The organism is Robiginitalea sp., assembly GCF_049588695.1.
GTDB lineage: Bacteria > Bacteroidota > Bacteroidia > Flavobacteriales > Flavobacteriaceae > Robiginitalea.
Genome location: NZ_JBAVZJ010000644.1, coordinates 1 through 2,738, shown reverse-complemented (window position 1 = coordinate 2,738; position 2,738 = coordinate 1). Strand labels below are relative to the sequence as shown.

Annotated in this window: 1 protein-coding gene; it reads left to right on the top strand. The window is 47.6% G+C overall.

What is annotated here, in order from left to right; genetic code table 11:
- The coding region (locus WBV75_RS14710) for a S8 family peptidase (RefSeq protein WP_424121335.1) at window positions 1–2,738 on the top strand (2,738 nt) is incomplete at both ends.

Here is a 2,738-nt window from a genome sequence, read left to right as displayed (position 1 = left end):
GCAGGTAGACGGGACAGGAGTTGGTATTGCTGTGATTTCAGATAGTTTTAAAACGGGTGATATTGATGGTTATAACAAAGATGTTACAGATGGCGAATTGCCGGGAAATGAGAATGTGCTTTTTGATCTGCCTGGAGGCGGCAGTGATGAGGGACGCGCCATGCTGCAGATTGTGCATGATGCAGCTCCCGGAGCCGACTTGTATTTCAGGACCGGTTTTATCTCAGAGTATGACTTCGCCGAAGGGGTAGATGAATTGGCGGCTATTGATGGGGTGGACATCATTGTAGATGACCTTACCTATCTCAAAGAGCCCTATTATAAAGATGGAATTGTTGCTCAGGCTATCGATAATGCCGTAGATGCCGGGAAATTATATATCAGCGCAGCTGGGAATTTCGGAACCCGGTCTTATGAAGCCAGTTTTAGCGGTACTCCAACCCCGGAACCAACTATTTTCAGGCATAATTTTGGCACCTCCAACGGTCTGCAAAAACTCGAAAACCTGGGCCCTGGCCTGTATGTCATCGGACTTCAGTGGGATGATGATTATTATTCACTAGGGGATGTAGCCGGGGCACAAGTGGATTTGGATATTTATCTGACCGATGCGGATGGAAACAAACAGTTCGGTTACAACTGGGATAACAATGGGGCTGACCCCATAGAATTGATGTATTTCAGGGTGCTCAACCCCACCACCACCTATATTATGATTGAGCAGGCCGGAGGGAATTCACCTATACCATTTAAATATGTGGTCTTCCGCGCAGGGGATGACGGAGAGTTTGCAGCCGAACCGGCGCTTGGGGGATCGACCATTGTAGGGCACAACAATGCGGCCAGCAATATGGCTATTGGAGCAGTTCGCTGGGATTACACGCCAAATTGGAGCGGGATTGTTGCAGATATTGATGCCAATAATGGCCAACCCAGATCGTTTACGGCTCAGGGATCTTCCTCCAGGGGAGGTACCAGGATTAACGGGGAAACCACCCTGAGACAACAACCTGTGCTGATGGGCCCCACCGGAGTCAATACTACCGTGGACCTTGGAGGCCCCACCGGGGATGAATTTATTGTACTCAATAAGTCGGGTAATAACCTCGAACCCGACCCCAATAACAGTCCGAATTTCTTTGGAACCTCCGCCGCAGCTCCGCATGTAGCGGGGGCGGCAGCGCTTATGATACAGGGCGTTCAGAAATATCTCACGGATGAGAGCGGCGCGCTATTGGTCGATCCGACCGAATATACAGCCCGTAAACTCCTGCTTGATTACGCGGTTCCTCTGGCAGGTCAGAGTGAAGTGGACGGAAGGCCGGTTTATGACGTTGCCAACGGTAATGGATTTCTTTCGGTAGATGATGCCCTGGGGTCCTTTGCCAATCCGGCTCCGGGATTTGAGCGCTTCAATTATGATGATCTGTTGGCATCAGACCCGGATTATGTACCGGGAAGTGAACCCTTTTATCTGGTCATTGAAGGAACGGAATTTACTTCTGAAACGGAAGTACTTTTCAGGGGGGATCCTTTAACTCAAAATCCGCTTTTGGCGAACGGCGATCCCGGAACTCTTACCGAACAGGAGTTACCGGATTACCTTCAGACCTACTGGGTAATTGATGAAAATACCATAGCCCTGTATCTCGATGCTTTTATCGGGGATCCTGCCATTATTATCTCAACCCCTCCCAATGACGGACTGACCAACGGAACAGATGGAGGAGACGTAGAAGCTCCTCCTGTGAATGAAATTATCCCGGTTGATGTGGTCGTTAAGCCGGTAAATGAAACACGCCTCTATGGGCAGGCGAATCCGGATTTTTCATATTCCCTGTTTAAACAGGATGAGGGTGAAGCGTTAATAGAGGTGACACCGGAAAATGTAGCTGAGTTGTATCCAAATAATCAGGATATTCTGGATTTGTTTTTCGACGATCCGGATGATCCCACAGACCCTGTTTATATCGAGAATATTGCCTACACCCTTGAAGACGGGGCAGGTAATCCAGTTGCACTTGATGATCCATTAATCGATGTGGACATCTATGACATTGATCTCGACCAGGCATCCATTACAATTGATCCCGGCCTTGAAGAACTATTTAATATTTCCTTTATTAGCGGGAAACTTTCTGTAGACCCAATGCCTGTTACCATTGAAGCCGTATTTGCGGGTGATGTTACAGAATTTGAATATGGGGCCCCAATACCGGACATTGAATTTGTCTACACCTATGCAACTCCGGAAGGTGAGGAAGTTGTAATTAGCACTGCAGCCCAGGATGAATTCGAAACCCAACACACCAGTGGCTTTAACCTGGTCAATGGTTTTAGCCTGGTCAATGGGTTTAACCTTGTAAATGGCTTCAACCTGGTGAATGGGTTTAACCTGGTTAATGATGAACCAACTATCAATGGATTCTCCCTGGTAAACCGTTCTTTCTTTGTGTCCGAAACCACCGAGAGTGCGGCCATAGAATCAGAGCCACAGTCCAATGGCTTTAGCCTGGTCAATGGCTTTAGCCTGGTTAACAGTGAATCCTCGACCTCCACAGACCCAGTGAAGATAATCCCGATTTCTTCTAACCTGTTTGTTCAGGTAAAAGAGGATGAAACAAATGAGAATTCTGATATTGCTTCTATTGGTGGCGATGACTTTTACAATTATGCGCCAGAACCCATAGATTCACAGGCTAACGGTTTTAGCCTGGTGAATGGTTTCAGTCTTGTCA